We start from the raw sequence: 23,500 nt of genomic DNA, 5'->3' as shown, positions 1-23,500 counted from the left end.
CGGTTCTGGTAAGACGCGCGAGAATGCAAAAATTCAATCCGGTGGGTCCGACGTCTCGAACTGACCCGAAGACAACATCCATACTTCGAGCTACGGCCTGCCCCTCTGCGCCTCCATATCGCAACTGGCGATATGACCGCCTCGCGACTACAGCGCGGATTGTTTCGTTGTTTCCGCTGCGTCCTCAGTCCCGCCGCCCTCTCATCGAGTGGACCAGTCTCGTTTCGCGTCGCCCCGTTCCTTAGAACTGAGGCGATGGAACCGCGAATGGAATAGGACAAGATCGAGCAACGGTCGCCGGATAGTGCGCCGCCTCAGCTTTATCCACCTATGGAATAAATCGATAGGGGGATAAACACATGATCGAGCCCGAACAGGAACTCGTAGCCCGTAGTGCGGCAAGTGGTCAGGCCGGACGCGTCAGCGTCAGCATTCCTCTTCCCGCATTCGTTCATCGACCGCACAGCGAAGAAGCGTGCGCTTTTCTTGCGGCATGCCATGAACGCTGCGTTTGAACTCAGGCATTGGCGTCAGCGTTTTCATGATGAAAATTATCGGCCGCATCGAGCGCGCCGGCAACCGCCACGCCGCCGAGCGAGCAAAGAGCGAGTGTCCCGAGACAAGCCGGGAGCCTTAACCGCCTGATGCTTGCAACACCTTGATCTAAGCGCAATTTGCCTCATTCAAACAGACGAGGACAGTGGGCCAGCCTGCCCCTACGGTAGGAGATCGTTCTGTCGAACTCGTCCGGGGGCAATTATTGTGCGGAAACAGGGGCAACCTCGCGATTCTTCATGCAGACACTATGGCAGTTCATGCGCTCGCATCCCATAGGGGCGACATTGTCGAAGAACGATTGGGGGAATGACGATTTTCTCGGTGTTACCGCAAAAATCTACAAACCCCATTCGGTGATAGGCCGCCAGGATGACGATAACGATGAGATATTCATCGTAAAATCGGGTTGGGCCATCCTTTCCCACGGGCTACCGGACGGAGAACGGCAGATCATCGACACTCCCCTCACGGGGGACATTGTCGGTTTCCGTTCTGTGGACGGACCACGTTTAGCATCGCTGGCGTCCATAACCGAACTAACTGTTTATGAAATTTCCAGTAAGGAACTTGTCGAGGCCATCTTGTCGGAAGGCCGTCTCGGGAAGAAGATCGTCTGCTCCCTGGCCCGCCTGAACGCCATCCTTGCCGAACATCTCATGAATACCGGGCGGCGGACCGCGATGAGCCGCACCGCCCATTTCCTGCTCGAGTTGGAGGAGAGGCTCTCCATGGTTGGCTTGTCGGCCCATGGAAGATATGAGTGTCCCCTTACGCAATATGACTTGGCCGACATCCTCGGAATGACCACCGTTCACGTCAACCGAACGTTGGGGGAACTCCGCAAGGCCGATCTCGTCTCTTTCAAGGCGGGCCATGTACAGGTGATCAACCGCAAGAAGCTGGTCGAAATAGCCGGATTCGACAACGAGTATCTCAGGTAACGGCTATCTCCTAGAGCGGCAGCGCATGGGCCATTAGCAAATTTTCCGCTGGAAGACGACCCTCGGCCTTCGCTGGAACAGTTCCAGCCAAATGTTTCCGGACGACTGGTCGCGCGCGGCCTGGCGCGGCAGCGATATATCTCGACCACAGGGTATCCGCATCCGGCGTGCGGTGAAGGACGGGCCGAGCGGAATCTAACCTCGTCCGTGTTGAGCAATATGCAAAAGGCCCGACCATCATGACCGACGGCGACACGGCCTATCGCGCTGCGAGAGCGTGCCGCAGAATAAGTGCAAGTGGCTCACACACTGCGGCAGATCCATCGGGTGTTCTCACACCTAAAGCGTTGGGCAACGATATCAAAGCGCTGCGACCTGACCATGCCAACCACCACCTTCAGGAATCCTCGCGTATCGCTGCAATCGCCGCAGGCACGATCCCGATCGTCGTTCGACTACCAGCGGCTTGAGATGGCTAAGCCGTCCCATCCCTGCGTCTCCAGGCAGATTGCCGCGCCCTGGGTTCCAGCTTGACGTCCGTTTGCGGCGAAATTTACCGAAAAAGCAACCTATGTTAGAGACTGCTTATAAATAGATCTTACACTGCCCAACCTATTCTCGCCAAGGAGGGAGTGAGGAACTGCAAGAGACTCAAACCGGGGGCATCGAGTGCGGTTGGCGCGTGGAGTGCCCTACTCGACGCGTGTACCTCAATCGCGCCGGAGCGAGAGGCAATGATGACAAGACAATCTTTTATAACAGTACTTGTCGGGCCGAGCGAGTTACTCCGAGAAGGCCTTAGTCGAATCCTGGAAGCGGCAAAGTTTCGTGTCCTTTTCTCTGCGGCTTGTGTTCACGATCTTCTGCAGAAGCCGCTAGCCCAGCACCGGCCCATCTTGCTCATCATAGATGTCGGCGGTACTGATGCGGATGCTGAATTCGCACAAATTGCAAAATTCAAAGCGATTTATCCGACCAGCCATGTCGTCGCGCTAGCCGATCACTGTCGATCGACCGATATAGTTTCAGCTTTTCGTGCGGGGGCAGACGGGTATTTGATAAAAGTCGCTGCTTACGACACCTTCATCAAAGCTCTCGAATTGGTTATGCTAGGGCATACGGTGTTACCTGCCGAAACTTCAACGGCTATTCAAGATATAAGGCATGATCTGAAACCTGACGCGGTAGCTGATGAGTTAACAAATGCGGTTGTTAAAGTGGAGCATGAGGATCAAGAACTATCAATTTTGTCAGATCGGGAAAACTGTATTCTACGTCGCTTAATCGAAGGGGAGTCTAACAAAGCCATCGCGCGCGAGATCAACATTGCCGAAGCTACGGTGAAGGTACACGTCAAGGCCATCCTCCGAAAGATCCGGGTCCGCAACCGTACACAGGCTGCAGTTTGGGCGATGAACCATGGCATGCTTACTGCCGCGTCTGGCAATGGCCCGTCAGGGAACGAAAAGATAGCAACTCAACCGTCTCACCATCCGCAAGATCTGCTTAAAGCACAAAAGGGGTACCACTCTCTCGATAATATTCATTCAATGAGACCCGCTTCCCTGCCTTGATATATCGGCATTCGGGCTGGTGCCTTCACTTGCCAAGCCTCACCCTGATACGAGGCTCCGCGATCAAGAACGTCCAGGTTCAAATCACCCTCGGCGGTGGCAACGAAAGAGGTGCGCCGTTTGTACTGGAAGCGGGCCGTCTCCGATCGGTTTTCCTCAAATCATGCGGCAAGCGTTGTCGTCTGTTCCTGCGTCGGCGGGATGTGCGTGACGCGGTAGCGTTGTCCAAGCGGCACGGGCTTCGGCCGAGGACGTGAGAACTGACGAAAGGAATATGAGGCGGGGCCAGGTCCGCTATGGTTACCTCACCTCTATGATGAAGTTGGAAACAGCCCAGCCATCCTGCGAATGCATGCCGGAGCCGCAGACGGTTCGAGGCGCTGCGTCGGTAACCAAGATTTCCGCCTCTTCGTTGCGTTCGATCGCTTTTGTCCCGTTTGCCATCAAACAAGTTCTCCTGCAGCGCAGCAGTCTGGCTATTGGACGAAGGCCGCGCTTTATCCGGAAGGAGTGCCCACAAAGGGATAGTTGTGCCGCTGGCGGCGAAGGGTCACGATAAGGCAGAGCCGTGCCCGTCGACCCGTGCTCGACCAGTTCGGGACGGGATGGCCGCCATTGAAAGCCACGCGCCATGGCCATGGATACAAAATACAATTCCGACCCCGTCGCTCCTTCGTCACGGGCGGCTCGCCGCAGGGGAATGAAGGCCATCCTGCTTGCCTTTGGGCTCTGCGGGGTCGCCGCCCTGGGAGGGGCCGCGATCGGAAACTGGCCGGCCGTCGAGGTTGTTTCCGGACCCGTGATGCAGAAGATCGAGGATATCTCCGGAGCCGTGATGCAGAAGGCCGAGGATGTCTCCGGCGCCGTGGTGCACAAGGCCGCGGATGTCTCCGGAGCCGTGGTGCAGAAGGTCGCGGATGCCTCCGGAGCCGTGATGCAGAAGGTCGAGGATGCCTCCGGAGCCGTGGTGCAGAAGGTGTCTGCTGCTATCGATAGCTGGCAAGGACAACCGGTCCAAGCCACGGCCGAACCCTCTCGCGCGATCGTGTCGGGACCGGCTGCGGCGGCGCCGGTCGAACAGAGCGCCGTCCCTGCGGTCCCCACCAGTGCCGAGCCCCCCAAAACTCTCAGCACGGGACCGGATGCGTCCGCCGCGGCGTTGGTCGAGCGGAGCGTCGTCCCTGCCGTCCCCACCAGTGCCGAGGGCTCCAAAACCCTCAGCAATGCGCCAGGCGTGCCAACCGGAGCCCTGTTTGGCATCGGCGACCGCCTCAAGGTCACGTTCTACGAGCGCGTCGACGTCGAGGAAGACAAGTGGGGGCGCGCGTCCTCTGCCTTGCACGGCATCCTGCAGCGTCCGGAACTGAGCGGCGAATATATTATCCAAGAGGACGGCACGATTTCCGTGCCCTTGCTTGGCTCCATTCCGGTCGCCAACCGGTCGACGCAACAGGTACAGGCCGACCTGGTGGAAACCTTCAATCAACTGCTGGGCCGCGAGGGACTGGTGAACATCCTGCCGCTGGAGCGCCCACCCATTTACGTGCTGGGGCCGGTCAAGAATCCAGGCTCGTTCAAGTATGCGGCCGGCATGACGATCCTGCATGCGATCGCGCTGGCCGGCGGACTCGACCGGGCCAAGAGCGAACCGTGGCAGAAGATCGAAACCGTGCGTGAGACCCAGAAGCGGAGCGCGGCGATCGATGCGATGTTGAAGTTGCTCGCGCGCGCGGCGGTGCTGAAGGCCGAGCGCGACGGCGCGGCACCCACTATCCCGCGCCAGTTGCTGGAGCTGGCCGGCGCGACCGAAGCTGCTAACCTCGTCAACGAGCAGAGCGACCGGCGCAAGGCCGTCGCCACGGCCCGCAAAGATCGCGAGCGCGCGAGCCTGCGGGCGCTGGAGGCGGCCAGGCAGGATGTTGTCGCTTATAGGCGCATGGAGTCGCTCGACGAATTGGTCAAGCTGCGCCAGGAGCGCGTCAACAGCATGCGCACGCTCGTGGACCGCAAAGTTCTCAGCATGACGGTGATGGCTCAGATCCAGAGTGAGTTGTCCGACGCGGAACAGCGTCGGCAGGACGCCCTTAACCAGTACGCGAGCGCCAACCAGCGCCTCGCTTGGTTAGAGTCTGAGGTGTTGCGGACCCGGGCCGACCTCAGGAACGATCTGGAGGTCGAGATCGAGACCGCGGAGAGCCAGATCGCGGCCAATGTGCGCGAGTTGAACGCCAGCGAAGGCATCCTTTACACGTTGCCGGTGACCCGCGCCCAATTTGCGAAGGACGCAAACAGCGTAATTTATCAAATCGTGCGGCAATCGGCAGCCGGGCCGGTCAGCATCGAGACCGTTGGGATGACCCTGTTGCAGCCAGGCGACCTCGTCAACATCATCGTGGGCGAAAGCGAGCCAAGAGAACCGGCCGATTCGTCGGTCCCGACCTTGTCGCCGACCTGCGAGAGCTTGCCTGCCGCGTGCAACCCAAGCGACGTCGACCCTGCCCGCGTGGTGAGGGAGGAGAGGATCGATCCGAATTGATGTGGCTGCTTGTCTCCTGCCAGAATGGCTTCTGCCAGCGATGCGTGCCAGTTGATGCGGTCACTACTTTCTAAGCCTGGTCTTGGAAACGTCGAAAGCCCTGATCGGCGCCAGCCTGACGGGCCTTCGCCGCGACGAAGCGGCTTCGGCCCGCGCAGGCGGCAGACGCGGCATGAAGACCAACAACGCTGTCGATACCGCCAAGTTCAGCCTGCTCCCCAACGAACTCCGCTTGCCGCCAAGCGAAGTTGTGGGATCGAGATTCCCATCATGTCGAGACCAATCCTGCCCATCCGACGAATACGCCATAATAGCGTTGTATCGGACGCCAGTGATCGGTTGTAAGATGCTTCAGCAAGCGACCATTCATCACAGGCAACTTTGACGGGATCACTGTAGTACGTCTGAATTTTCTCGACGCCCATTCCGGGCGTGGCTAACCATGTCGGAATATGATGGCATAACCGATCAACATCGGTCAGCACTTTATTGAGACCGGTACCCGCCGCCGGATCGCTGGTAGCAAAACTGTCACCGGCCAATACCAGACCGGGTTGCTGTTCGTGATTCTGCGCGGCGTAAAGATCAACGGGTCGAATTTGAATATCGCTTGACACGACAGCATCACCGAGGAGACGCTTCAATCGGGGCATTGCCGCATACAATGCAGATAACGGCGATGTGCGCACTTCCTGACACCACGGATGGCGTATATCACCATGGTAGACGAACACATTGGCGCGCATTCTTGAACCAATCGGAAACATGCTCACGTAACCCATAGGCCCTGGCTTTTCCGCAAAATACGTTAAAGCTTGAAATTTGAAACCAGCTTTAGAGGTGAGATCAAAACCAACACTGATCGAGTGGCATTTGCTGATCTCGGATCGCGTGATCGCACCCCGGACGACATTGTTTAAGCCGGTCGCCACCACAATCAATCGGGTCGACCATGTGTCACCATTTGACAGGGTAATTTCCTGCCGGTCGGAACTCGTCGTTATTTTGGTCACTTTGGCGCAGATGAATTGGACACTATCTGGAATCTGGCGGCGAATAACATTTACCAAATCCTGATAAGCCACCCCATATTCGCAGGGCTCGCCGTGTTTCCCATGCTTTTTACCGATGACATAACCGTGACGGGCCACCCATATCTCAGTCATCGGTGTCGCAGCCGCCAATACGGCATCCGCCAGCCCGGTTTTTTTGAGCAAGTCGACCTGATCGTCATCGAGTTTTTCGCAGCGAAACTCCCCTGGATAGACTTGATGGATATCAACAAGGATGGTCGAAATCTCCATCCGGCCAAGCATCGCAGCGGCTAACGAGCCGGCGGTACCACCCCCGAGGACCGCTACATCAATATTATTCAATTCCCGCTCCTTCGCCCACCACTTCATTGACAGCACGATCGTGACGGCGAACCAAACGGTGTCGAAGAAAATTCAAGACTCCGTCTTTTGCTGCAAAACCAAACCAGGGGCGCTTGTTTATCACCCGACCAAACCGCGCAATCCACAGTTCGGTAAACAGCGTTGACGCGGCAACAATCCCAATTTTCTCGCAGCGAAAATCCTCCGGACAGGGATGATGCGCGTCGATCAGGACGACCGAGAATCCGGCTCGCCCGAGCGTCGCGGCGGCGATAGAACCCTCCAGACCGCCGCCGACAATCCCAATATCTGCGCTATACATCATCGTCTCCCACAAAGTAATCGCATTATACTATACTCTTTCGCGAAGCTCGATGATTGCATCCCGCGCCGAGATCAAAAACTCGTGATCACCCGGTCAGAGAAACATGCGATGCAAGGATCGTCTCGTCTTACGAAGAACCTGCCGCAGCGGTGGCTTTAATAACGGCGTTTGATTATACCATGTATCCACATAATTGATTGCCATTTTCATCGCAATTACAATACGACCGCGCAAAGTTCTGCTATCAAAATGGAAAAACAAAAGCGAATTTATATCGGACCATGAGAGCTTATAAGGCTCGTCGCCGATCGTAAAATCGAATTTCTGCATCTTTTGGCCAATGGCATATTGCATAATTTCCTGAATATGCTGACGCCCGGGACTGTATTTGGCGAACTCCTCCTGATAACTCGACATCACCAGTGAATAACTGGAATTTAACTGGAGACCCAGACCCGTCGCCACCGGAATCCCATCCAAATCCAGCCGCGTGACATGGATGACCTCGCGCAACCGAGGATTGGCGACAATCGCCAAATAAAATTCGCGAAAACCCGGACGTTCGAACATATCATGAACACCCATTCGGGCATAGCTGCTCCGTTTTTGTTCGATCAGCTTTGCAATGGTGCACTCGATCTCGGCCTGATCTTGCACGTCTACAAAGCGAACCGCCCCGCCACCTTGCTTGGCGAGGTTTTTGGCCTTGCGCCGGTGGGTATGCAGCGTCGAATTCGAAAACTTTGACGCATAAAACCGATCCCAGTTCGCTTCCGGGAGGGTTGCGACATGTCCGGCGCAATTAGCCAGCAAGACTGGCAAGTCGAGAAAGGGATTAGGTTGAGAGCCGACAACACTAGGCATATTGTAAAGTTCAACAGCGTCGAAACGAAGTTGAGGATAGTTTTGAATCGCCCGAATTATGTCTTTCCACAGGCGGCCGAATTGCCCAGGTTTCACGTGATCGCTAAAGTTTATCGCCAGAATGGGCGAATTATAATCGCACAATTCCGATCCAAACCAGACAAGCCGGCGGATCAGACCATGGCGTTCGATCGCCAATGGCAGAATAAAAATCGCCGCGCCCGTATCGTCGAGACCCAGCACGATCACCGGAATCAGTTTCTCTCTGGAGCCGATGTGGCGATACCATTCCATCTGCCAATCAAACAATTGGAATACGGTACAATCCGCATGCTTCTCTAATGTTCTCCACTGAGCTTCCACCGCGTCCATATCGGTGAAAATTTGCAGAGCAATATTCGCCGTCGTCATTGGGTGTGCCTATGTAACAAAGGTTTTAGCCAGTCTGCTGCTAGAGATGTTCTGGTTGAAATCCCAAGAGCTAGCGTGCCTTGTCCGGGTCGCCGATCGAATTATAGGGAAGAACCTGCGGATGACTTCGCCCGCAGGGGCTTGCTCCAGTCTGAACAGCAAGTTGCGCGTGATCAGGAAGCCACTCAGGACGAAGAACAGTTGGACCCCCAGCGCTCCCGCCCCGATGGGGAAGTGCGTTCTGACCCGCGGCCCGCCGAAGTGCTCGACGCCGACGAGTCCGGCCGCGATGGCCCGCAGGCCATCTAATTGCGGTCGATAACCCAGCGCCATGATCGGTGTCTCCTCAAGTCTGGAGCGGCGACGCGGTCGGTCGTTCGTGCGCGGGGCCGGCGGCAGAATCCAGTTTCATCGCGAAGGCCAAAATCAGGGCCGCACATGCACCCTCGATGCTGACGGCGAGCGTCCAGCCTAGGACCAGGCCTTGAAGTCCATCAAGCTTCGCCCCCGCGACCACGAAGCACAGCTCCAGCAATCCGCCAAGCGCGAACCAGCGAGATGCCTTGCGCATCCTGTCGCGCAACCGCGCCAGCGTACAGGCATGAAATTTGAGCGTTGATCCCAACAGGCTGAAGCCGAGGAAGCGCAGGCTCGAACCGGCGATCTCAGGATAGACGGGATTGAAGACCGCAAGGATCTCCTGCGAATAGGTGAAGATGAAGGCGGCGCAGACCAGTGAGAAGAGCAATGACGCCGTCAGCGACAAAAGGATATCGTGCCTGGATTGTTTCGGGCTTGCTCTGACCACGGGGAACAGCACCGTGGCCATGGCTGCGGGAATCAATGAGGCCATGGAGACCAGCATCCACAACGGCACGAAGGCGGCATTGGTGGTCGGCGACAGGAGAACCAGCACAAGGTAGGGCATGATGACGCCCGGGGCCTGTGCGGCCACATCGAGCGCGTAGTGACCGAATACCTTGCGCCGAAGCGTATGGAGCAGCCGGAAATCGGGGCGCCCAACGAGGCGACGCGCACCGCCCCGGGTCAGGAGATCAAAGCCGATCCAGGACGCCGGCAGCGCGGCCACCCACGACAGAAGAATCGCGGCATTGGAGGCGTAGCCGGCAGCCGCGAGGGCGGCGATCAGCATCAGCTTGACCACGGAGAACAGCACCTGCCGGATCATCTTGCCGCTGCTCCGCAAGTGGCCGACGAGCGCCTGATCGCCCACCATGCTGAGACCAGTCAGGCCGCAGCCGAGGACGAACGCAGCGCCCACGAACCAGCCGCCGATCAGCCCGGTCGAGCTATTGAGGTGCGCCTCCTCGAAGACAAACAACAAGGCCAGGCCGACCGTCAGCGCCACCCCGACGGACGCTGCTGCGGCCACGAGGCCGCGCTCCTTGCCGGGATGCCGGACGATCTCCCCCATCAGCAAGGTCCCCAGCCCGGCCTCCCCCAGCAGACCGACGAGGCCCATCACGGACAGGAGGGCGGAGGCCTTGCCGATCACCTCCGGCGGAAACAGCCGGGCGGCGAGCCACCAATAGACAAACCCAAGACCGGCCGCTGCAATCGTTCCGATCGCCAGAGCGCCGGAATTCAGAACGAGCGCGGCGCTCTTTCGAAGCTCTCGTCGGGCGCAAATAGTGGCCGTCCCGACGAGGCCTACCGGCATGATGGCTCTCCCGAACCTTGGTGCGCCGGCACCGCGGACCTGCTGGCGGTTGGGCGCAGGACGTCCCGGTAGACCTGCTCGATCCGGGTCACGACCGCTCCGGCCTTGAGGCGCCCAACCCTGGCGAGGCTTGTCGCCTCCAGGCGGGCAAGCAAGGCGCGGTCCTCCAGAAGTGTCTGCATCGCGTGGGCCAAGGCTGACGCATCACCGGGCGGCACGAGAAGCCCCGTTTCGCCGTGATCGATCATATCGGGCATGCCTCCGACGTCGGTTGCGACGACGGCCTTGCCGGACGCCATCGCTTCCATGATGACGGTCGCACAGGGTTCCAGCCCGACCGATGGCGCCACGCCGAACAGTGAGCGCCGCCATGCGTGCATGACGGCGGAATGAGGCCACATGGTGAACACATGGACGTTCGGCGGAAACTCAGTCGGTGTATCGGCGAGCGGGCGCCCGATCAGGACCAGCGGAGGCGCGCGCTCGAGGTCGGCATAGGCTTGCAGGAGAGCGTCAATGCCCTTGAGGCGCATCATATCGCCGACGAACAGGATGAATCCATCCCCGGGTAGCTCCCGCAGGCAGGGATCTTCCGGGCCAAGCACCTCGACATCGTCGGGCACGAAATTGGTGATGACCTCGTAGGGGGCGCGGCCTTGGGTCAGGCCGTTGTGACGCGCCACCGCGTGGCTCACCGCGATGAAACGGTCCACCACACGCCGGGCGACGAAGCTCGACCCCCAGTTGCCAAACGTGGTCACGGCTGCCTTCACGGCCCCGTAATGCCCGGCAGCGCAGGGCAGGCACTTCGCCAGTGCTGGGCCACCGCAGAGATGGGTGCCCAAGTGCATGAAGTTCTTCTTGGCGCAGACAAGGCCGTAATCGTGGAGCGTGACCACGAGGCGTGCCCCACTCAGAACTTTGAGCGGCAGGAAGGACGCGTAGATCCAGTTATGGGCGTGGACGATGTCCGGCCTCTCCTGGGCGACCAGCCGCCTCAGGGCTAGCACCAGTTCGGGATCCGGGAAGGGTGGTGCGTGGCGGCGCTCGGGATCGCTGTGGAGGTCTGACAGGCGCTGGAGCGTGCCGCGCAGGCGGTGCACGCGGACCGCGCCGTCCAGCTCGGTTTCGGGCGATCCGGGATGCATAAAGGTGCCGACGCTCACGTGATGGCCCCGCTGCGCCAACGCCGCGCCGAGGTTGCGGACATGCCGCTCCTCTCCCCCGATCACCGGAGGATAGAACTGCGACAGTAGCAGGATGCGCATGGTCGGGCTCCGTTTCAGATGTGCGGCACCAGCGTCGAAACGCTGCGATAGAGTCGGTTGTCTTCCGGCCGATAGAGCCGGGCATCTGCCTTCTGCGGGGTGGCCAAGACGGGCACCGGGATCTCCCGCGCCCAGGTCTCGCCCGGCGCGATGGTGAGCGATCGGAAGATGGCGAACGGTTGCCCGTCGAGGGTGATTTCCAGGTCGAACAGCTGAGGTTGAGTCTCGGCGCTCCTGATGCCGACGGTGATCCGGCCGGACTCGCCACTTGCCGACGGCAACAACCAGAACGCGGTGTATTTGAATTCCCGGTAGGCCGCTTCGTCCCGGACGGCCAGCGCATAGGCTCCGGTCGCCACAAGCAGCGCTAGCATGAACGCGGCCCCCTGCCAGAGCCGGACCCGCGCCGGAGCCGGCCAGGCTGGCAGCTCGGGAGTGTCGCGGCGGCCGGCGGCCACCAGTGCCGCGGCGGCCGTCACGGCCCAGAACCACAGCGCCCAGCCGAGCGGCGTAAGGGAGCCCGCGGCGTTCAGGGCAAATCCCCCGGCGATGCCGGCGGCGAGGCTTGCTCCGACCGCGTAGACGAAGTGTTGCAACGCGGAGCCGGTCCTCACGCCAATGGCCCGCAGCACCGTGTGGCCCGAGACGAGGAACACCATGGGCGCGCCCAGGGCAGTACGGATGAGCAAGCTGTCGCTGACCGCAACAGCCGCCACCGCGGCCCCCGCCCACAGGCATGCGGCCAGAAGGTCCAGCTTGCTACAAATTCTCATGCAATCCTCTCACGTCATAGATGACGATCCAGCCGTTGTCGTAGATGCGGGTGACGCCCTTGATGTCATTGAACTTGAGCAGCTCTGCGCCCGAGAGCGGCGTTCCCTGCCGTTGCCACGGCTCGAAGTAGAAGCCGAGCACCGGGGGAGCCGTCGTCAGGCGTAGGTCAATCATCAGGAAATCGATGTCGCTTCGCGCCAAGGCCCAAAACTCGTCGGGCCCCAATGTCTCGGCCTCGAATATGCGCGCGGAATAGACGCCTTCGATGATCCTGACCCTCACGTCCTGCCGGCCGTAGCTCGCAAGCAGAAGGCGGTTGATGCGGTCGGAGGTGAAGCGGTTGCCGGCACCGAGCCATTCCTTGGCCCAGCGTGCCGTTTCGATCCCCATGGGCTCGATTGATGCCTGATCTGCCGCCACCCTGTAGCGCCCATGGATCGGATTAATCGTAGAGCTCGCGACGCCGCCCAGGACGATGACCGCCAGAGCGACGGCCGGTGCGATGCGGCGCCACCCGCGTGGCGTGCGGCCCTGCCAGAAGTGGACGATGCTCACCGCGACGACCAGCCCGACGGCGATGAACACGAACGTTCCCATGCGGTTGCCGATTTCCCATCCGGCGATGGTCAGTCGGAAGGCCACCGAGACTGGGAGCCCGAAAGCCAGCAAGGCGAGGAGCACGAGGCGGCTGTCGCGCCAGCGGCGTTTGAGAATGTCCCGGATCGGACGCCAACCCGACCGCGCACCACTCGGCGCTGCCATGGCCAGCGACCGAAAGAATCCCGTTGCCAGGCCGAGTGCCAACAGCAGGATCGCCAGCAAGGTGGTCAGCCGCATGTAGAGGGCCTTGTCCGGCGCTCCGGGGTACTCCGACCGTGGAGTGGGCGCGCCCAGGATCTTCCCGAGCAATGTGTCGAAGCCGGATTCGACCATCGGGCCGAGATAGCCTGTGAGAGGGATGCCACGGGCCTGCACCCAAAGGGACGGCAGGGCTATAGCCAGAAGCGCCGTGAAGCCCGCGGCGGTCCTGGCCCCAATCCGCAAGGGCCCCTGCCGGCGCAAAGCCTCGAGGGCCGCCAGCGCTCCGAAGTAGGTGGCGGTGAAAGTGGCCGAGAGGTGGTGCGTGACCGCGAGGCTCGCCAACAGCAAGGCAATCAGCCCGAGCGCCTTCAGTCTCGGTCGCCCGACGAGATCCTTGGACGCTGCTTCGACCGCGAAGGCCAGCACGCACAGCACGATGCCGAGGCTCTCGTAGGAGAACATCGACTCGAACAGGACGAAGGTTGAGCAGCCCATATAGGCCAGGCAGGCGATGGCCGAGATGCGCGGCGATCCGGTGATGCTTTCGAAGAACAGAAACAGGGCACCGATGAACGTGCCCCTGAGGACGGCCAACAATAGAGTCCCCGCCGCAAACAATGGCAAGCCCGTCAGATTGACGATCGCCGTCGTCAGGATTTCCAGGGCGGGATACGTTGGCCCGATTGGGAAAAGCGGGTTGGACAGAAATAGCCGGCGGGCCGTCATAAGATCGTCGGCTGCGATCCAGTGCAAGAACTCGTCGTGATTGATGAAGCTCGTCGGGGAATAGACCGTCTTGTAGTAGAACAGGGCTTCGGCAAGCAGAAACAGGAGGAACAAGCGCTCACCCCGGGCTACCATCGGCCAGGTGATGCGAAGGCTGGTCGGAACGACCAGGAGGACGACACCGGACCAGAAGAGCAGCGGCGCCACGTCATAGCCCCGGCGCCCGGCCGCGTGCCCGGCCACGACCAGGAGTAGAGCCGTGGCGATCGTCAGGCATAGAACCGCGATCCACCCGGAATTGGCGCGTTGCGACGGGGCATCGGCGCCGCCGTCGCGAAGGTCGGGGCCGATAACGGCCGAGACGAGTCGTATCCCGGCCCGGAGCGGGTTGATCCTGGTTCCCGCGGTGAAATGAGCCGGCATCATCAGCCTCATACCCCCGTCGCAGGAGGCCACGACATCACGCCGCCGGGGGGCAAGCGGACCACGGATCGGCTGCTCAGGACATCACAATAAACGTCGCTCAGCACTTGAGCGCAGGCATCCCAGTCCGGTAGCGCCAAATCCGGGACCTCCCGATGGGCCTTTAGCTCGTCGGCCATGGCGGCGGCCAACTCTTTCGGACCGGCGTTGGGCGGAATCGCCCGGCACAGGCCCTTGGCGGCCAGCTCCCGCAGACCGGACGTGTCGCTGACAAGGACCGGACGGCGCAGCGACAGGGCTTCCATTACGGCGATCGGATGGGCTTCGTAGTCGCTGAACAGCACGAACAGCGCAGCCCTCGCCAGAAGGTCTGCCATTTTCTGCCGCTCGGATCCGGGGATACCCGCAATGGTGACCCGCTTCTCGAGGCCTAGCATCGCGACGAGGCGCCGCAACTCTCTCTCATACGGGCCTGTACCGACGACGTGCAGTCGCGCGTCTGGCACCCTGCGGATCAGTTCGGGCAAGGCCCCAATCACCCGGTGATGGCCCTTGTAGCGCTCCAGCCTGCCGCCCGAGACGATCAGGTGCGGATCGACCTTGATGCCGGGGCTCGGAGCTGGCATCGCGGCGCCGTTCGGGATAACGACAAACCGCTCCCGTGGCACGCCCATCCTCCCGCTGAAGAAGCTGGCTTCGAATTCGGAGACGCCAATCAGCCGCGCGGCCTGGGCCACCAGAGGCCGGAGCAGCGCGTGCTGCGTGCCGCGCACGGTGTTGCGCAGCCGGGAGGAATGCCCGCCGCTATGGAAGGTCAGGATGAACGGCAGGTCCCCGCGCACGGCCGCGAACAGTCCGATCGGCGCCACGAAGGTGTTGTAACCTTGGAAATGGATCAGATCCCAAGTCCCGCGCCGGATCGCGGTATAAATGCGGGGCGCAAAATAGAGGTCCAGCTCCCTCGGCCAGGCCCGCACGCGCCGGACGCGCATGCCGCGCACCTCCTCCTCAACCGGCAACTCCCCCGAGGGATCGGTGGTGAGCACGTCGACGGCGTGGCCCAGCGTTACCAAGCGGGGGCCGACTTCCTGGATGTGAGTTTCGATGCCGCCTATGAGGGGGTAGCAGCGGGCGGCAACCATCAGGATTCGCATCAGGTCTGTCCACCGACAACACAGGCTGTCGCGCTCCGCCTGCGCTGTTGGTGTATCCTCTCGCGCAGGATGGTTTTGAGGACGCGCCAGCCGTCCGGCATGGCGCGCAGATGGCTCACACCGCTGATGCGCTGAGCCTCGAAGCTCGCCACCTCTACGATATTGAGGTGGTTCTTCAAGGCCCGCACGTTGATGAGCGTCTCGATCTCGAACCCATCGCAATCGCAGTCCAGCGTGGCGACGTGTTTGGTCCAGAAGGCTATGTATCCGTAGCATAGATCGGAGTACCAACCGCCATAGAGCAGCCGCACGAAAAGGGTCAGCCCCCTGTTGCCGAACATCCGGACCAGGGACATATCGTCGGTGCCGGCGCCCTGGATAAAACGTGAACCCTTGACGAGATCCGCGCCGGCCATCAGCGCACTTACAAAGACGATCGCCTCCTCCGGGACCATGGAGCCGTCGGCGTCCAGCATGACGATGATGTCGCCTGTGGCGGCCAGGAATCCCGCTTGCAGTGCAGCGCCCTTGCCCCGACGGGGCTCCATGACAACCTTCACGTCCTCGCGCAGGCGGCGCGCGACCGCGACCGTGTCGTCGGTCGAACGACCATCCACGATAATGATCTCATGCGCCCAGTTGGGGATGCGCGGCAGAAGCCAAGGGAGGTTCTCGGCTTCATTGAGCGTCGGGACGACGAAGCTGACTCGAGGCAGAGTCAACGATCGCCGCAGCGCGAAATCGATCGGGTCAGGCGGCGATGCGGCACCGATGGGGGCGACAATGCTGGAAAGACGGGCGTTCATGGCAGCGCTTTGAGGTCGTACGATGGGACCCAGGGGGCGGGCTGGAAGCGCGCCAGGACTGCCGATAGGTATCGGGCGAGATGATGGGCCGGGTGATACGTCCGGTGCTCCGCATCGCGCGCACGCAAATGCGCGGCCAGCGACAAGCCGTGGGGGCCAGATCCAATGACCGCCACATCCACGGATGTGCTTGATCCAACCATATGCGGACTCCCGGCCATAATAAAATGAAGATGAGATGAAGATCGGTACGCTTGCAGCCCCCTAATCTTAGTTTGCTATGCGAGCATTACTGATGCATATCTTAAATGGAAGGACGATGGATGGTTAGGATAAGACAATAGATGATTAGCTCTCTTGGGGTATCCCTTCAGGTTATTTCCAGCCCATACCACCAGCGCGGATAGCACGGCAGCGGCACCGATCATCTTCAGCAGCTGTGTTGGCAGCGTTGCCAATCCCGTTTAGACCTCTGGGGCCACCTTCAACGCCAGCGAGGACATCCATCGACCCGCGGCCGGCACTAGCTCACAAGCGACAATTTCTACTGAGCGAGCCGTCGGGGCGAAGAAATGAACGTCCAGCGCAACGCTGACATTGCCACTGGCCAGAAGCTGCGATGTGCAGGTGGGCTCGCTCCTTCACTCGGCCGTGATTTCCGAGCTTATTCTGTGCCCGAGAAGGGTCGAGCGCGCCCGGCCCTTCGCAGGCGGGGTACCTTGCGCTCGACCGCCTGGCTACGGGTAGCTAGCCGGACGAGACCGGCCAAGAGAGGGACTGCCCACGCGGTCCCGAGACCCCACGCGGTCCCGAGACCGGCGCGTCGGGTACCAGCAAACGATAGGAGGTCGTGACCTCTCGCAAACCCCGGATATGCCCGAACAGGTCGATCACCTCCAGGCCAGACCGGCGGTTGTAGGTGTGACACCCCAACGCTCCGGACCAAATGCGACCGACCGGGGTCTGGGCAAACTCCGACACGCCGAGCGCATCGATCTGGCAGAACGTCACCGCGCCGCCATAACCGCGCGCGCAGTCTTGGACCGGGCGTAGCGTGCGTCCGCCGTGTCGGATGACGGCGCCTGCGGGGCGGCTGAGCCTGGCATCGAGCAGGACGGGGTTGGCGGCATGGGGCATCCAAGACCCGGTCAGGCTCTCGGCACGGTAGAGGCTGAGGGCATCCCAGGACGTGGACCTCCACAGCCTTGGGCTGACGAAAAACCAAAAGCCGCCCGCATGGCAGAGCGGCGTGGTATCGTAGCCCTCAATGCCTTCCATGAGGCAGGCCTCCCGCGTCCACCGGTAAGGGAATTCCACTGCCCGGTAGAGGCTGACATTCCTGGCCGCCCCCGATTCGGGGATCATCCAGATCTGCCCATCCTGCTCGAACAGGAACGGGTACGAGAGGTGATGCGGTTCCTCCACGACGATCCGGGATGCGCCGGCGGTCCCGTCCCGGTTCACTGTCACGACCGCAATGCACCCCCGGTTCTTCGAGTAGAGGTACTGTTCGACAAAGATGAAATCCTGCCCCTGGTGCCGGAACGGGAACGGGTCGGCAAGATAGCTGTCGGCATTTCCGGTGAGCACCCGGAAGGTCGCTTCGCCTTTGTCGAGCAGGCTCGCCGATTCATCGAAGCGCCAGCCAATCCCCCACATCCTGCCGCCCCTCGCCAGGACGTCCAAAAGCCCGATCGCCTTCGATGCAACCGTGCCGGTCGCCCTTGCAAGGGCCGAAAATGCGCCAAGCGAAGGCACGGCCGTCCGTGAACCGGGGACACCGGACGCAGCTGAACCGGTTTCCTCGCGCAAGACTTTGAGGATCAGCAGCACAGCGCAGGAGAGGACGCTGTCGAGACTCGCTGAGAACACTCCACGGTCTACACTGGCCGGACGGGCCATCCACGGCCGCAACGGGCGCGCCGTGTCGTGCAGGTCGACGAGAAGGTCCTGATCATTCGCCACGGCCGCCATGACGCCGATCTCGCCGGGTACGCCGTTGAAGAGCGGCGTCAGCACGCGCAGCCCCGCCGGGCGCGTCTCCTCTCCGCTCAAATCGATCACCACGTCCACTTGGTCGGACGGAGGCGGCGGCAGGGACCGCAGCGCCGCCTCGACGGAGTCAGTGGCGCCGTTCCCGCGAAAGCCATAGACCAGTCGTTCGAGTTCGAGCAGCAGACGGCAGGTCAACGGCAGCGGGCGGCGACCGGCCGCCAAAGCGCAGGAGACCTCGTTGCCGGGCACTTCAGCAAGCGCTTCTGCCAGCCAGAGGTGCCACCGAAGTAGCCGCGATGGATCGAGACTCAGGCAAATGCGCATTGTTGTTCTGACCGCGGATTTCAAAAGGACGCCGGCTCACAGCTTGACGAGAACCGCCTGCGGCGATCCGCCTTACCAAGACTCCGCCGCGGGCCTGCGGGCCAGGGAGGTAGATGGAAAGCGATGGCGCGTGCCACAGCGCGAGAATACTTCCCACCTATTACTACCGCGGGGACTCGCCAATACGAGGAGCCGAACTCTTGGTTGGGAGCGATGTCTGACAGCACGGGTCTATACTCGAGCGACCGGAATCGGCCAAGCACCACTATGCCCGAACGACGCCCGGGCTGTGCGAGGTCAGAGGAGGTAATCCTTCGGGGCTGTTGCACTCGGCGCCCGGCGAGAGCCACATGCCCGGGTGATTGTCGGCTGGCAACGAGTGAAAAATAGGCTGCGCAACGCCGGACTGCGGGTGCTGGTGTGCGCGTTGCTGTCCGTTCCGGCAGTCGTGAGCGCCGCGGATGATCCGTCGGCAACGTCCTTCATCAAGACTTCCGGAACGAACTTCACCTTGGACGGCAGGCCGTTCTTCGTGACCGGCGTAAACAACCACTATCTGACCTACGGGTCGCCGGATGAGGTCACCCGCGTTCTCGATGACGCGGTGGCGATGGGCGCCAATGTGGTCCGCACCTTCCTCCAGCCGGTGATCGGGTCGCTCGACGGAAGCAAGCCTACGATCTGGGATTGGCGGCTTGAAGGCGAAGCCAGCAATCTCGCGGTCAAGGGCACGTACCTGCTCTACTGGGACCCGAGCCAAAACAGGATGGCGGTCAATGACGGCGCCGACGGCATGCAGAAGGTTGATTTCCTCATCGCCGAGGCCGGCAAGCGACGCCTGAGGCTGATCATCGCCGTCCTGGATTTCTGGGCCTTCACAGGCGGCGCCCAGCAGATGCGGGCCTGGTATGGGAGCCGGGACGCCCCAGGCGTGCAGAGCCAGTACAACACCGACCTCAGCAAAGAGAAGTCGGAGTTTTTCTTCCAGGATCCGCGCACGAAGCGCGACTACAGGACCTGGGTCAGCCACGTCGTGCAGCGAGTCAACCCGCTCACCGGGCTCGCCTACCGGGATGATCCGACCATCATGGCCTGGGAGCTAATGAACGAAGGCAATGCGCAGCCGGAGGCCTTACGATTGGCTTGGACCACCGAAATGACGGCCTACGTGAAGTCGCTCGATCCCAACCATCTCGTCACCTCAGGGCACGCTAACGTCGAGTCGAAGCTATCGGATCTGACGATCCCGACTCTCGATTTCGGGACCTGGCACGGCTACCCGCTCTACTACAAGCTCACCGTCCAGCAGTTCGACAGCTTGATCACCGAGTTCTGCCGGTTGGCAGTTCGCGCCGGAAAGCCGGTGCTTCTGGAGGAGTTCGGCTATGCCCGCTCCAATCAGAACTTTGCCCAGGCTTACGCGATGTGGCTCGACACGCTGACGCGCGAGCGCAACTGCGCCGGCTGGATGGTGTGGCGGCTGGTGTCGCGGCAGGACAGCGGACGCTATCCCGTCGACGAATATGACAAGTTCGATATTCACAACGACGGAGGTCCGCTCTGGAGCATCCTCAAAGCCGCCACGGCTCGGGCGACGCAGACACGCGAAACCAGCCCGGCCTCAGAAACCAGCCGGCAGTTGCCATGACCGAAGCCTCCGTCGTGATCTGCGCCGACACACTCGATCGCTGGGACGATTTGAACGCGGCCATCGCGTCGGTGCGCCGCCAGACCTGCCCGGCCCGCGAGATCATCCTCGTCGTCGACAACGATGAGGCGCTCTTGGAGCGCGCCCGGCGCGGGATCGAGGGTGTCGTCGTCACACCTAATATCAACGTGCGTGGACTGTGCGGCGGTCGCACGACGGGAGCCGGATTGGCGTCCGCGCCGGTCATGGCGTTTCTCGATGACGATGCGATCGCCGATGAGCGCTGGCTGGACGAGTTGCTGATGCCCTACGCCGACCCGCGCGTGCTTGGCGTCGGCGGCCGCCTCGAGCCTCTGTGGCGCAAACCTCGGCCCTCGTGGTTTCTTTATGCTGAGAACCGGCTTCCGGGTAAGCCGAATCCAGCGCGTGGAAGTCTGGCTTTTCAAAAACCAAGACCATCGCACCGTCTATCGAAGAGCTTGGGGCAGACATTGGCAGCTCAAGTCGGGAGAATTCCTAGATGCGTATTCTGATGCTTGCGCAATCCTGTACGCCGATTGGCGTTGGCCAGCGGGGCCACGTCCGGAACCTAAGTATCGGTCTCGCCCGCCGCGGTAATGACGTTGCCGTTGCCACAACCGGTCAGCCTGGATCGAAAACCGGGCAGACCGAGGATGGCGTCACCAGCGAACGCCAGCAGGTCCCGCGCCCCCCCACGATCTCGGTGATTATCTGTGCCTACACCGAGGACAGATGGGAGCTGATGCTTCAGTCGGTGGCCTCGGTTCAGGAGCAGACCTTGCAACCCTGTGAGATCATCGTTTGCATCGACCATAATGAGACCCTGTTCCACCGTTGTGCCGCGTACTGGGCTCACTTCGCCGCATCCACCCCTCCGATACGGGTGATCCAGAACAAGTACGACGGGCACCTGGGGTCGGCCCGAAACACGGCAGCCGAGATAGCTGCCGGAGACATTCTGGCGTTCTTGGATGACGATGCAGCGGCCGACAAGGACTGGCTCGGGATTCTCACCGACCCGTATCAGGATGAGCGCATCGGGGCCGTCGGCGGTCGTCCCATACCGGTTTTCAAGGCTGGCCGCCCGGCCTGGTTCCCTGTGCAGTTCGACTGGGTGTTCGGATGCGCTTATGACGGCCTTCCGACCAGCCGAGGCCCTTTGGCTCACCTCATAGGAGCCAACATGTCGGTGCGGCGGACCCTCCTCGAGCAGGTGGGAGGGTTCCACTCCGACAATCACGACGACATGGACATGTGCCACCGCGTGGCGCATATCAAGGGCAGTGAGGCGGTCATCTACGAACCGGCGGCGACCGTCCGCCACTTTGTACCCGCCTCACGGCCGACTTGGAAGTACTTCTGGCGCCGCTGCTTCTTCGTCAACAAGGGGAAGGTCGAGGCCTTTGCCCAGATGGGCGACGCCGCCACACTGGGTGCAGAGGCCCGCTTCGTCTGGTACGCGCTGACCAAGGGCGTACCGCGGGGGATTTCGCAAGCGGCCAAGGGTGACGCCCACGGGCTGGCCCGGTCCGCGGCGATAATCGCTGGCGTGGGGCTGGCCGCGGCAGGCCACGTCGCCGGCCGGATCGAGTTGGCGCGGCGATTGCGCCGGCAGGGCCAACAGGGAACCAAGCAGATGCTGGACACAGCCGCGCAGCCGGTGGGCGAGGGAAGTAAATGCCGTCTTCGATAATCATTGGTTCGGGTCCAGCTGCAGCCGCCGCCGTGTTGGCGCTGTCCGAGAAGCCAGACGAGAAGATAACCGTGTTCGATCCGGGCACCGTGCTGGACGCGGAGACGCAGGAGGTAATCTCCAGGCTGTCCAAGCTGCGTGTCGACGACTGGGATGAGGAGGACGTCCGCCGGGTCAGCCTGCAACCCAAGCAGGTCCAGTCCGATTCGCTGCCAGAAAAAAGAAGCTACGGATCCGATTTCCCGTTTGTCAACAAGGGCCAGCTCGACGGCGTGCACTGCGAGGGTAGAGTCAACTCAGCTGTCATCTCAAGCGCCTACGGGGGGTTTAGCAATGTCTGGGGGGCCCAGATCATGCCCTTCAGCGCCGCCACGTTCAGAAGATGGCCGTTCGACTTCTCGGACATGGAAGAGCACTACAGGACGATCCTGGGTCACATTCCTTTCGCTGGAGAGTCCGACGATCTCGAGGAGTGGTTCCCGCTCATCGGATCCCCGGACCCGCTTCCGCCCCTGGCACCGCGGACGCAGATGGTCCTGGCCAATTACGACCGGCACCGCGATCGTGTGCGCTCCACGGGAATAACCATAGGCCGCGCCCGGCTCGCCTTCTCAGCGCCCGAATGCCAGCCCTGCGGCCTATGCATGACTGGGTGCCCGCGGTCGCTGATCTTTTCGGCCTCGCACAGCTTCGATCGCTTCAGGCGCAGCGGGAGGATCGACTACCGCAGCGGGCTGCTCGCGGTGCGAGTCGACCAGGAGGGCGACACGGCCGTCGTACACGCCCGGGAGCTGTCCAGCGGCCGGATCCAGCGATTCACAGCCGACCGGGTCTTCGTGGGCTGCGGGCCAATCGGGACCACCCGGCTGATCCTGGGCTCGCTCGGATCGGACCAGCCGGTACATCTTTCGGAATCGGCTCAGTTCGTTCTTCCAATGATGTCCATGAAGCCGACCCCCGACCCACGTACAAGGCGCGAGTTCACACTCAACCAGTTCAACATGGTCATCGGCGAGGACGACGAGGGCTTCGATGTCTCACAAATTCACTTCTATCCGTTCAACCAGGCATACTACGATGCGCTGCCCGGCTTCCTCCAACATCCCGCCGCCGCCTTCGCGACGGATCGGCTCCTGAGCCGGTTGACGGTAGGCCTGGGCTACTTGCCGTCCTGGGCATCACCCAAGGTCCGGGTCACCGCCCAGATGTCCGCAGCTCCTGATGAGCTACCCCAGATCACCCTCACTTCGGAGGGCTTCAGCGAGGCCAAGGTCAAGGGCAAAGACGTGCCTCCGATGCTGCCTGACGTAATAAAGCGGATCCGCAGGGCGGCACCTTACCTTGATTTGTGGCCAGTCACACCGCAGATGTTGTGGTCGGGCGGGGCCAAGAGCTACCACTTTGGCGGCAGCTTTCCCCACGCCAGTGAGCGGAATACTGGGAGGGCGACGACAGACCGCCTCGGGCGGCTGGCGCGCTGGGACCGGATCCATCTTATCGACGGGTCGGTTTTCCCAAATGTTCCAGCTACTACCTTTACCCTGACTGTGATGGCCAATTCTCATCGCATCGCCTGCGAAGCGATGGAGCTGACGGGGTGA

The 23,500-nt window shown here is 61.4% G+C and carries 19 protein-coding genes; 7 read left to right on the top strand and 12 right to left on the bottom strand.

Features of this window, described 5'->3' with window-relative positions; genetic code table 11:
- The first annotated feature begins 842 nt into the window (after positions 1 to 842).
- On the top strand, positions 843 to 1,499 hold the full coding sequence (locus EOC94_RS05760) for a Crp/Fnr family transcriptional regulator (RefSeq protein ID WP_245465500.1): 657 nt from the start codon (positions 843 to 845) through the stop codon (positions 1,497 to 1,499).
- Positions 1,500 to 2,233: 734 nt separating this feature from the next.
- Positions 2,234 to 3,073, top strand: a complete 840-nt coding sequence (locus tag EOC94_RS05755; protein WP_127289064.1) for a response regulator transcription factor — start codon at positions 2,234 to 2,236, stop codon at positions 3,071 to 3,073.
- A 300-nt stretch (positions 3,074 to 3,373) separates the two neighbouring features.
- On the opposite strand, the gene EOC94_RS34030 is transcribed toward EOC94_RS05755, so the two are convergent.
- A complete protein-coding gene (locus EOC94_RS34030; RefSeq protein ID WP_158302623.1) occupies positions 3,374 to 3,517 on the bottom strand; it encodes a hypothetical protein in 144 nt (47 codons plus the stop codon).
- A 256-nt stretch (positions 3,518 to 3,773) separates the two neighbouring features.
- Between EOC94_RS34030 and EOC94_RS05750 the strand changes: the two genes are divergently transcribed.
- Entirely contained in the window at positions 3,774 to 5,609 is a 1,836-nt protein-coding gene (locus EOC94_RS05750) for a polysaccharide biosynthesis/export family protein (RefSeq protein WP_185928171.1), read from the top strand.
- A 206-nt stretch (positions 5,610 to 5,815) separates the two neighbouring features.
- Here the strand turns inward: EOC94_RS05750 and EOC94_RS05745 are convergent, their stop codons facing one another.
- The 11 genes from EOC94_RS05745 to EOC94_RS05700 all read right to left on the bottom strand — a co-directional run bounded on the left by EOC94_RS05745 (position 5,816) and on the right by EOC94_RS05700 (position 18,537).
- A complete protein-coding gene (locus EOC94_RS05745; protein WP_158302621.1) occupies positions 5,816 to 6,985 on the bottom strand; it encodes an NAD(P)/FAD-dependent oxidoreductase in 1,170 nt (389 codons plus the stop codon).
- Complete coding sequence (locus tag EOC94_RS05740) at positions 6,978 to 7,307, bottom strand: NAD(P)-binding protein (protein WP_095486621.1); 330 nt, start codon at positions 7,305 to 7,307, stop codon at positions 6,978 to 6,980. The genes EOC94_RS05745 and EOC94_RS05740 overlap by 8 nt, the downstream gene beginning before the upstream one ends.
- Positions 7,308 to 7,403: 96 nt before the next feature.
- Positions 7,404 to 8,585 carry a GNAT family N-acetyltransferase gene (locus tag EOC94_RS05735; RefSeq protein WP_127289060.1) on the bottom strand — a complete coding sequence of 394 codons (1,182 nt, stop codon included), beginning with the start codon at positions 8,583 to 8,585 and terminating at the stop codon, positions 7,404 to 7,406.
- 9 nt (positions 8,586 to 8,594) lie between these two features.
- Positions 8,595 to 8,918 (bottom strand): acyltransferase, encoded by a 324-nt coding sequence (locus tag EOC94_RS05730; protein ID WP_095486502.1) that lies wholly within the window; start codon positions 8,916 to 8,918, stop codon positions 8,595 to 8,597.
- Positions 8,919 to 8,931: 13 nt separating this feature from the next.
- Positions 8,932 to 10,266 carry a hypothetical protein gene (locus EOC94_RS05725; protein WP_127289058.1) on the bottom strand — a complete coding sequence of 445 codons (1,335 nt, stop codon included), beginning with the start codon at positions 10,264 to 10,266 and terminating at the stop codon, positions 8,932 to 8,934.
- Positions 10,257 to 11,534: a glycosyltransferase family 4 protein gene (locus EOC94_RS34025; RefSeq protein WP_185928170.1), complete on the bottom strand. Its 1,278-nt coding sequence runs from the start codon at positions 11,532 to 11,534 to the stop codon at positions 10,257 to 10,259. The genes EOC94_RS05725 and EOC94_RS34025 overlap by 10 nt, the downstream gene beginning before the upstream one ends.
- Positions 11,535 to 11,548: 14 nt before the next feature.
- Positions 11,549 to 12,307 (bottom strand): hypothetical protein, encoded by a 759-nt coding sequence (locus tag EOC94_RS34020; RefSeq protein WP_185928169.1) that lies wholly within the window; start codon positions 12,305 to 12,307, stop codon positions 11,549 to 11,551.
- On the bottom strand, positions 12,294 to 14,261 hold the full coding sequence (locus EOC94_RS05715; RefSeq protein ID WP_148128428.1) for a hypothetical protein: 1,968 nt from the start codon (positions 14,259 to 14,261) through the stop codon (positions 12,294 to 12,296). The genes EOC94_RS34020 and EOC94_RS05715 overlap by 14 nt, the downstream gene beginning before the upstream one ends.
- Before the next feature lie 5 nt (positions 14,262 to 14,266).
- Positions 14,267 to 15,412, bottom strand: coding sequence for a glycosyltransferase family 4 protein (locus tag EOC94_RS05710; RefSeq protein ID WP_126102958.1), 1,146 nt, complete (start codon positions 15,410 to 15,412; stop codon positions 14,267 to 14,269).
- Positions 15,412 to 16,218: a glycosyltransferase family 2 protein gene (locus EOC94_RS05705; RefSeq protein ID WP_095486496.1), complete on the bottom strand. Its 807-nt coding sequence runs from the start codon at positions 16,216 to 16,218 to the stop codon at positions 15,412 to 15,414. Before EOC94_RS05705 ends, EOC94_RS05710 begins: the two co-directional genes overlap by 1 nt.
- A 747-nt stretch (positions 16,219 to 16,965) precedes the next feature.
- Positions 16,966 to 18,537 carry a hypothetical protein gene (locus tag EOC94_RS05700; protein WP_095486495.1) on the bottom strand — a complete coding sequence of 524 codons (1,572 nt, stop codon included), beginning with the start codon at positions 18,535 to 18,537 and terminating at the stop codon, positions 16,966 to 16,968.
- 358 nt (positions 18,538 to 18,895) lie between these two features.
- Here EOC94_RS05700 and EOC94_RS05695 point away from each other — a divergent pair, with 358 nt between their 5' ends.
- From EOC94_RS05695 to EOC94_RS05680, 4 genes are read left to right on the top strand one after another with little or no spacing between them, the layout of a single operon-like run.
- The gene (locus tag EOC94_RS05695; protein WP_245329930.1) at positions 18,896 to 20,185 is read left to right on the top strand and encodes a cellulase family glycosylhydrolase; all 1,290 of its coding nucleotides are present in this window, start codon (positions 18,896 to 18,898) and stop codon (positions 20,183 to 20,185) included.
- Complete coding sequence (locus EOC94_RS05690) at positions 20,182 to 20,718, top strand: glycosyltransferase family 2 protein (protein ID WP_127289052.1); 537 nt, start codon at positions 20,182 to 20,184, stop codon at positions 20,716 to 20,718. The genes EOC94_RS05695 and EOC94_RS05690 overlap by 4 nt, the downstream gene beginning before the upstream one ends.
- Complete coding sequence (locus tag EOC94_RS05685; protein ID WP_210212062.1) at positions 20,706 to 21,899, top strand: glycosyltransferase family 2 protein; 1,194 nt, start codon at positions 20,706 to 20,708, stop codon at positions 21,897 to 21,899. Before EOC94_RS05690 ends, EOC94_RS05685 begins: the two co-directional genes overlap by 13 nt.
- Positions 21,884 to 23,500, top strand: a complete 1,617-nt coding sequence (locus tag EOC94_RS05680; protein WP_127289050.1) for a GMC family oxidoreductase — start codon at positions 21,884 to 21,886, stop codon at positions 23,498 to 23,500. Before EOC94_RS05685 ends, EOC94_RS05680 begins: the two co-directional genes overlap by 16 nt.

Source organism: Mesorhizobium sp. M6A.T.Ce.TU.016.01.1.1 (genome assembly GCF_003997065.1).
Taxonomy (GTDB): Bacteria; Pseudomonadota; Alphaproteobacteria; order Rhizobiales; family Rhizobiaceae; genus Mesorhizobium; species Mesorhizobium mediterraneum.
Note: the sequence above shows the minus strand (reverse complement) of the source record. Positions and strands in the feature narration are given on the sequence as shown.

What these genes read in the sequence shown, in the direction of transcription:
- EOC94_RS05730 (WP_095486502.1), bottom strand. Translation starts at nt 8,918, where the DNA reads ATGGCGCTGGGTTATCGACCGCAATTAGATGGCCTGCGGGCCATCGCG.
- EOC94_RS05735 (WP_127289060.1), bottom strand. Translation starts at nt 8,585, where the DNA reads ATGACGACGGCGAATATTGCTCTGCAAATTTTCACCGATATGGACGCG.
- EOC94_RS34025 (WP_185928170.1), bottom strand. Translation starts at nt 11,534, where the DNA reads ATGCGCATCCTGCTACTGTCGCAGTTCTATCCTCCGGTGATCGGGGGA.
- EOC94_RS05685 (WP_210212062.1), top strand. Translation starts at nt 20,706, where the DNA reads ATGCGTATTCTGATGCTTGCGCAATCCTGTACGCCGATTGGCGTTGGC.
- EOC94_RS34020 (WP_185928169.1), bottom strand. Translation starts at nt 12,307, where the DNA reads ATGAGAATTTGTAGCAAGCTGGACCTTCTGGCCGCATGCCTGTGGGCG.
- EOC94_RS34030 (WP_158302623.1), bottom strand. Translation starts at nt 3,517, where the DNA reads ATGGCAAACGGGACAAAAGCGATCGAACGCAACGAAGAGGCGGAAATC.
- EOC94_RS05690 (WP_127289052.1), top strand. Translation starts at nt 20,182, where the DNA reads ATGACCGAAGCCTCCGTCGTGATCTGCGCCGACACACTCGATCGCTGG.
- EOC94_RS05755 (WP_127289064.1), top strand. Translation starts at nt 2,234, where the DNA reads ATGATGACAAGACAATCTTTTATAACAGTACTTGTCGGGCCGAGCGAG.
- EOC94_RS05680 (WP_127289050.1), top strand. Translation starts at nt 21,884, where the DNA reads ATGCCGTCTTCGATAATCATTGGTTCGGGTCCAGCTGCAGCCGCCGCC.
- EOC94_RS05705 (WP_095486496.1), bottom strand. Translation starts at nt 16,218, where the DNA reads ATGAACGCCCGTCTTTCCAGCATTGTCGCCCCCATCGGTGCCGCATCG.
- EOC94_RS05715 (WP_148128428.1), bottom strand. Translation starts at nt 14,261, where the DNA reads ATGATGCCGGCTCATTTCACCGCGGGAACCAGGATCAACCCGCTCCGG.
- EOC94_RS05710 (WP_126102958.1), bottom strand. Translation starts at nt 15,412, where the DNA reads ATGCGAATCCTGATGGTTGCCGCCCGCTGCTACCCCCTCATAGGCGGC.
- EOC94_RS05750 (WP_185928171.1), top strand. Translation starts at nt 3,774, where the DNA reads ATGAAGGCCATCCTGCTTGCCTTTGGGCTCTGCGGGGTCGCCGCCCTG.
- EOC94_RS05725 (WP_127289058.1), bottom strand. Translation starts at nt 10,266, where the DNA reads ATGCCGGTAGGCCTCGTCGGGACGGCCACTATTTGCGCCCGACGAGAG.
- EOC94_RS05700 (WP_095486495.1), bottom strand. Translation starts at nt 18,537, where the DNA reads ATGCGCATTTGCCTGAGTCTCGATCCATCGCGGCTACTTCGGTGGCAC.
- EOC94_RS05740 (WP_095486621.1), bottom strand. Translation starts at nt 7,307, where the DNA reads ATGTATAGCGCAGATATTGGGATTGTCGGCGGCGGTCTGGAGGGTTCT.